Source organism: Mesorhizobium sp. M7A.F.Ca.ET.027.02.1.1 (assembly GCF_004022985.1).
Classification (GTDB): domain Bacteria; phylum Pseudomonadota; class Alphaproteobacteria; order Rhizobiales; family Rhizobiaceae; genus Mesorhizobium.
In genome coordinates, this window is sequence record NZ_RZOL01000325.1 from 1 (window position 1) to 7,136 (window position 7,136).

The 7,136-nt window shown below is 61.2% G+C and carries 6 protein-coding genes; 2 read left to right on the forward strand and 4 right to left on the reverse strand.

All coding sequences use genetic code 11. The annotated features are described in order from the left end of the window. Positions 1 to 214, reverse strand: a 214-nt coding sequence (locus EN749_RS26840) for an alcohol dehydrogenase catalytic domain-containing protein (RefSeq protein ID WP_148674722.1), incomplete at its 3' end; no start/stop codon positions are given. 52 nt (positions 215 to 266) lie between these two features. Then, entirely contained in the window at positions 267 to 1,454 is a 1,188-nt protein-coding gene (locus EN749_RS26845; protein ID WP_128364302.1) for a glycine C-acetyltransferase, read from the reverse strand. Positions 1,455 to 1,785: 331 nt separating this feature from the next. On the opposite strand from EN749_RS26845, the gene EN749_RS26850 reads away from it, so the two are divergent. Together EN749_RS26850 and EN749_RS26855 are read left to right on the forward strand one after the other, a co-directional pair. Beyond that, a complete protein-coding gene (locus tag EN749_RS26850; RefSeq protein ID WP_128364303.1) occupies positions 1,786 to 3,852 on the forward strand; it encodes an EAL domain-containing protein in 2,067 nt (688 codons plus the stop codon). 86 nt (positions 3,853 to 3,938) lie between these two features. Then, complete coding sequence (locus EN749_RS26855) at positions 3,939 to 4,679, forward strand: polysaccharide deacetylase family protein (protein ID WP_128364304.1); 741 nt, start codon at positions 3,939 to 3,941, stop codon at positions 4,677 to 4,679. Between the two features lie 55 nt (positions 4,680 to 4,734). On the opposite strand, the gene EN749_RS26860 is transcribed toward EN749_RS26855, so the two are convergent. Then, positions 4,735 to 5,472: a hypothetical protein gene (locus EN749_RS26860; protein ID WP_128364305.1), complete on the reverse strand. Its 738-nt coding sequence runs from the start codon at positions 5,470 to 5,472 to the stop codon at positions 4,735 to 4,737. 212 nt (positions 5,473 to 5,684) lie between these two features. Continuing rightward, on the reverse strand, positions 5,685 to 7,136 hold a 1,452-nt coding region (locus EN749_RS26865), incomplete at its 5' end, for an FAD-dependent oxidoreductase (RefSeq protein ID WP_128364306.1).

Below are 7,136 nucleotides of genomic sequence, written 5' to 3' on the forward strand. Positions count from 1 at the left end.
TGCCGACGAATTCATGGCCCGTCACCATCGGCACCGGCACCGTCTTCTGCGCCCACTGGTCCCAATTGTAGATGTGCACGTCGGTGCCGCAGATCGCCGTCTTCTTGATCTTGATCAGCACGTCGTTTGGGCCGATCTCCGGCACCGGCACCTCTTCCATCCAGATGCCCGGTTCGGCCTTGGCCTTCACCAGCGCCTTCATCATGTTCGACATGCTTTTGTCCCTTGAATCTCTTGATCCGGAATCGCTTTTCGATTCCAGCCCTTCAGGAAATGACCCCGAGTTCACGCCCGACGGCGGCAAACGCTTCCACTGCCCGATCGATATCCGCGCTGGAATGCGCCGCCGACATTTGCGTGCGGATGCGCGCCTGGCCTTTCGGCACCACCGGGAAGGAAAAGCCGATGACATAAATGCCGCGCTTCAGCATGCGCGCGGCCATCTCCTGCGCCAGGCTGGCATCACCCAGCATCACCGGTATGATCGGATGATCGACTCCGGCCAGCGTGAAGCCGAGCTTGCCCATCTGCGACCGGAAGCGCGCTGCATTGTCGTAGAGTTTGTCGCGCAGCCCATCGCCGTCCTTGATCAGTTCGAACACCTTGATCGAAGCGCCGGCGATCGCCGGCATCAGCGTGTTGGAGAAGAGATACGGCCGTGAGCGCTGGCGCAGCCAGTCGACCATCTGGCCTTTGCCCGAGGTGTAGCCACCGGAGGCCCCGCCAAGCGCCTTGCCGAGCGTGCCGGTGATGATGTCGACCCTGCCCTCGACGCCGCAATGTTCGGCCGAGCCGCGGCCATTCCGGCCAACGAAGCCGACGGCATGACTGTCGTCGACCATCACCATGGCGTCGTATTTCTCGGCGAGGTCGCAGACACCCCTGAGATTGGCGATGATGCCATCCATCGAAAACACGCCGTCGGTGGCAATCAACCGGAAGCGGCAGTCCCGGGCTTCCTTCAGGCGCGCCTCGAGATCGGCCATGTCGTTGTTGGCGTAGCGGAAACGTTTGGCCTTCGACAGCCGCACGCCATCGATGATCGAGGCATGATTCAAGGCATCCGAGACAATGGCGTCTTCCTCGCCCAGCAGCGTCTCGAACAGGCCGCCATTGGCATCGAAGCAGGAGCCGTAGAGGATAGTGTCTTCCATGCCGAGGAAAGAGGAAATCGTGGATTCGAGCTGCTTGTGCTCTTCCTGGGTGCCGCAGATAAAGCGCACCGATGCCATGCCGTAGCCATAGCGGTCGAGCGCCTGCTTGGCAGCATTGCGCAAATCGGCGCTATCGGCGAGGCCGAGATAGTTGTTGGCACAGAAATTCAGCACCTTGTCGCCGCCAACCTCGATCTCGGCCGACTGCGTTGAAGTGATCACCCGCTCCGACTTGTAGAGGCCTACCGATTTGAGCCCCGCGAGCTCGCTGTCGATGTGGGAGAGGAATGCTGCGGTCATGGTCGGCCTCGTTTGATGTGGGCTGACTGTCGTCTCGTCCGCGTGAAAAATCCATCGCAAAAACGACCGGATCGGTGGCAAGCAGCACGATGCCGCCCCGATGTCGATCATCATGCGGCGGCGGAAACGACGTCGCGACAAGGGTTCTGGCCGATGACCGCTCAAATGCCGGTACGGCGCTAAACGAGCCGATAACCATTTCGCGATCTTTCGACAGCCGCCCCTCGCCGGGCAGCCGTCGATTTCCGGTCCTGTTAACGTTTGCAGTTCAATGGTGCTCATACAAGAATCTTTAGGCAAGAATCCGTAGGCGAGAGGGCCGCCCCCGAAAATGTCGCAGCAGCCGGTGCAAACCGTTTCAGGCAAGCTCATACTGCTGATCAAGGCCGGCTATTGGCTGGCCCTGCTGATCATTGCGGCCATGGTGATCGCCTCCTTCATCCTGCTGCAGCAGATGATGGCCACCCAACAGCACAATCACACTTTGCTCGACATCGTCAGCACACAAAAGACGCTGTCGCAGCGCATCGTCTTCCTTGCCGGTGCAACGGGCGCCGGCTCACGCGACAAGCAACCGGCGCTGGTCAGCGCGCTCAAGCAGGCAACGGCGGAGTTCGAGACGAACTACGACCTGCTGCTCGATCAGACGGGAGCCGATCCGCAATCGCCGGCCAAGCTTGACCCGAAGTCGATCGAAAGCGTCCTTTTCGCCAAGCCCTTCCACCTCGACTATTTCTCGGTCGGGCTGATCGCCAATGGCGACCGCCTGATCTCGGCCTATGAATCGCAATTCAGCGGCAATGGCGGTTACAAAGGCGGCGACGAACGCGTCAATCTCGACGCCTCCGTCGCCAATGCGACCTTGTCGGGCTACGCCGCGCTTGGCCAGCGCATCACTGCCGACGCCGACGACCGCTCCGAGAAGCTGCTCGCTCTCCATCGCACTCTGTTCTACGCCACAATCGGCGTCATCATACTGGTGGCGCTCTTCATCTTCAGGCCGATGTCGAACGCCATCCTGCGCAAGACGCATGAATTGATCGACGCGCGCAATTCCATGGCCTTCATCGCGGTGCATGACGGCCTTACCGGCCTGCACAACCGCACGTTCCTGACCGATCATTTCGACACGCTGATCAAGGGCACGCACCGGCGTCGCGAACGCCTTGCCGTCGTCCAGCTCGATCTCGACCGATTCAAGCAGATCAACGATACGCTCGGCCACGCCGCCGGCGACTATGTGCTGGTCGTGACGGCACAGCGCATGCGCGATTCCTGCCGGGCGTCGGATCTGTGCGTGCGCCTGGGCGGCGACGAGTTCGTCATGATCCTCGGCGGCGCCGGCGGCACCGAAGACATCAATATGCTGGCGCGACGCATCCTGGCACATATCAACGAGCCGATCATCTTCCAGGGCACGACCATTCTCCCAGGCGCCAGCGCCGGCATCGCTGTCTATCCGATCGACGCCGACAATGCTGGGGATTTGCTGGTCCACGCCGATCTTGCGCTTTACTCCGCCAAGAAGCTTGGCGGCGGCAACTTCTCCTTCTTTTCCGAGGAGCTGCGCCGCGAACTGGACTATCGCAAGCAGCTCGAGCACGACATCAAGGTCGCCATCGCCGAGCGGGCGTTCCAGGTCTATTTCCAGCCGCAGGTCTCACTGACCCACGGCACGATCAGCGGCATCGAGGCGCTGGTGCGCTGGAACCATGCGGAGCGCGGCATGATCCCGCCCGGTGAATTCATTCCGGTCGCCGAGAAATGCGGCTTCATGCCCGAGATCGGCCGCATCGTCATCACCAAGGCGATCAACGAGGCGGCCGAATGGAACCGCGCCGGCATTGCCTTCGGACGGCTTGCCGTCAATGTTTCCGGCACCGAGCTGCGCGAGCACGATTTCGATGCGTTCTTGTTCGAGACGCTGGAAAAGGCCGGGCTGCCGCCGCAGAAACTGTCGCTGGAAATCGTCGAATCCGTCATCCTCGATGACGAAAAGACGGGCATCGCGGCCAAGCTGCGGCACATCCGGGCAGCCGGCGTCCATCTCGAACTCGATGATTTCGGCACCGGCTATGCTTCGCTCAGCCATGTCAACCCGAACGAGATCGACCGGCTGAAGATCGATCGCCGCTTCGTCCAGAACATCCATGAGAATGGCGACAACTCGAAGATCGTGCGCGCCATCACCGAGCTGGCGCGTGGCCTTGGCATCTCGATCGTCGCAGAGGGCGCCGAAACCGAGGCCGAGCTCGATTCGCTGATGGCGATCGGCTGCGACCAGGTGCAGGGCTACTCCATCGCCTTCCCGATGCCGCACGACAAGGCGCTGGAATGGCTGACCGCCCGCATGCCCAAGAAGGCCAAGCTGACGGTGCTGCAAGGAAGCCTGGCATAGGTAAGGCCATAGGTAAGGCCGGCTGCCTTGACAACCGCGTGTGAAGATGGCGGCCTTGTCGTGATCGCAACCGGATATCGGGGCTGATGACACCGTTTCGGTTTGTGCTGGCGGCGGTTTTGATTTTTGCGGTTCCCGCCCAAGGGGCCGATCGCATAATATATCTTACCTTCGACGATGGGCCGCTGAACGGCACAAGCAACATCCTCGATGTGCTGGAAGCCGAGCAGGTTCCTGCAACCCTATTCATGGTCGGCATGCACGCACAGGCGAGCGCCGCCAACAGAGCGCTCGTCCAGCGCGCCAGGCAGCTTCCTCTGGTGACGCTCGGCAACCACAGCTACAGCCATGCCTACAATCACTACCGGCATTTCTACGGCGACACCGAAGGTGTCGTCGCCGACATGGTAAGGGCAAACGCGGTGCTCGGCTTGAAGCCCGTGGTGCATGCAAGGCTGCCGGGGCGCGACGTGTTCAGGCTGCCCTCCATGGCGAAGAACGACACTTCGCTTGGCCTCGCCCAGGAGGGGCGTGAAGAGCCCGACTACGAATTTGTCGCGGCCTCAGGCTTCTATCTCTACGGCTGGGACCATGAATGGGTCCACAAGGACAACGGCGAGCCGGTGCAGAGCGTCGATCATCTGGTCAGCGAGATCGATCACCTGTTCGGCTATGGCCGCTTCGTCAAGCCCGGCAAGCTGATCCTCCTGATGCATGACGAGATGTTCCAGGACGGTTTCGACGGCAAGACGAAGCTGACCAATTTGATCACCGCGCTGAAGCTGCGCCGTTACACCTTTGGGGCAATCCAGGGCTATGACGACTGAGGCGACAAGGACGGCCAGTTCTCAGCGGTTTGCGCGTCGCGGGATCAGCAAGGTGTCAAAGCACCTCGACCGATTCGCCGCGTAACTTGTGGCGGCGCAATTTGATGTATGTGCGTAAATTTGGCGTAATCTGAAAGCCAATCAGCTTCGTCTCCTGGAGGGGAGCAGCCCACGCCATGGTCTCGTAGCGGGCACCGTAACCTTCGATAGTGACGGCAAGATTTTCGCGGCCCAGATACCTCGCCAGAGTGGCACAGGCAGCAACCCTCGATCGTATGGACTGACCGTATTTGGGCGCAAACGCCAATCCTCCGTCCGCCAGGTCATCCACCTCATGGGCAAGCACTAGGAACAAGATGTCCTCGTCGCCGGCCGGCACACCGGCATCCACAAGGCGCTCGGGGTCTCCGGTATCGAATTTCAGTCCGACCAGGCGGGCGACAAGACCTTCAACCCGGGGACCGATTATTTGCTCCAGCCATCTGCGGTGTGCATCGGTGCGCCTGCTGGACTTTCCGTCCGGATAGTGGCCGCTGTCGTAGGCAGCGTGAAACATCGCGGCCAGGACAAGATCGACGCTTTTATCGAAATGCGCGGCCGATGACGCAGCTCCCACCGCATGGCAGATGAACGGCCGTCCTGTCTTGCGGTAGCGGCCGTTGAACATCGCGCAACACACACGATACGCCTTTTGCACCCGGGCGATATCGGCAACCGAATATCCATTCTCGTATAGCTGCATGTAGAGCGCCGTATTGGTCTGGCGCGGAACGAACGGATCTTTCTTGGTCAACTTGTCCCCCCGGACTTTGTTAGGTTTTCGTCAACTTTTCTCGGCAGAAGACGCACTGCTTCGCGATTTCCCTGCAGACTTGCAGTAGAATGAAACTGATCCCAAGCGTTTGGATCACCCTAGATCGTTAGAAGTACGACAGGGAAAGTCCAGTCTAGGGGCTCTTGCAGGAAGCTTCGACCGCGCGCTACCGATCCTCGCGGTAGCTAATTTCAGATCCGCAAGCCGAACCTGATGCCGTCATAGATGGCGGCATGAATGTTGCGCGAGGCGACCGCGTCGCCAATGCGGAACAGAACAAAGCCGCCTTCTGGATTGCGCTTGGGAAAGATGTCGCCACCGCTCACCAGCCGTTCGTAGTCGACCGCGCCGCCATTCTTCGACAGCGGCTTCAGCGAGAGGTAGAGATCGTCGAGCGGCAGCGTACCGTGCTCGACCACCACCTGATCGACCCTGCGCTCGCCGCGCCAGCCATCGGCGAAATCCGAAGCCAGCTCTGCGATCAGCTGGTTGCCCTCGCGCCGCACCGAACGCAGCCGCGTGTTGATGGTGATGGTGACGCCCTTTTCCTGGAAGACCCTGATATAGGGCACATGGTTCATGCCGCCCATTTCCGGGGCAAAGAAACGCTCCGGCGATACAAGCTCGAGCTTCGAGCCGGCATTGGCGATCAGTTCGGCGGCGCCCATGCCCTGATGGCCGCCATTGTCGTCATAGAGCAGCACATTTTCGGCCGGCTTGACGCTGCCGGCCATGATGTCCCAGCTCGAGGTGACAAGGTTGTCGCCTGATGTCAGCGGCGGGTTCTGCGGCAGGCCGCCGGTAGCGACCACCACCACATCGGGCGACAGCGCCAGGACATCGTCTTTTTCCGCCCAGGTGTCGTAGCGGATCTCGACACCGAGCCGGTCGAGTTCGGCCAGCCGCCAGTCGATGATGCCGATCAGCTCCTTGCGGCGCGGGTTCTGCGTCGCCAATCGCACCTGGCCGCCGGCTTGGCTCGATGCTTCAAGCACCATCACCTTGTGGCCACGCTCGGCTGCGACCCGCGCAACCTCCAGCCCGCCGGCGCCGGCCCCGACGACCACGATTTTCTGCTTCGGTCCTTCGGTCTTGACGATGATATGCGGGATTTCGGCCTCGCGGCCGGTCGCGGCATTGTGGACGCAAAGCGCTTCGCCGCCCTCATAAATGCGGTCGAGACAATAGGTGGCGCCCACGCACGGGCGGATCTCATGCTCGCGCCCCTCCATCACTTTTTTGATGATGTGCGGATCAGCGATATGGGCGCGGGTCATGCCGACCATGTCGAGCTTGCCGGTGGCGATGGCGTGGCGTGCGGTGGCCACGTCGGATATGCGCGCCGCGTGGAAGGTCGGGAATTTCGTCGCCGCCCTCACCTCTCCGGCGAAATCGAGATGCGGCGAAGAGCGCATGCCGGTCACCGGGATGACCTTGGTCAGCGCCGCATCGCTCTCGATCGAGCCCCGAATGATGTTGAGGAAATCGACCTTGCCGGAGCCCGCCAGCCGCCTGGCGATTTCGATCCCCTCCGCCTTCGACAGGCCTTTTTCGAAATCTTCGTCGGCGACCATGCGGATGCCGACGACGAATTTGTCGCCGACAGCTGCCCGCACGGCATCGAGCACCATGTTGGTGAAGCG

Bases quoted from the DNA above. Each gene is read 5' to 3' on its own strand.
- EN749_RS26845 (WP_128364302.1), bottom strand. From the start codon at position 1,454: ATGACCGCAGCATTCCTCTCCCACATCGACAGCGAGCTCGCGGGGCTC.
- EN749_RS26850 (WP_128364303.1), top strand. From the start codon at position 1,786: ATGTCGCAGCAGCCGGTGCAAACCGTTTCAGGCAAGCTCATACTGCTG.
- EN749_RS26855 (WP_128364304.1), top strand. From the start codon at position 3,939: ATGACACCGTTTCGGTTTGTGCTGGCGGCGGTTTTGATTTTTGCGGTT.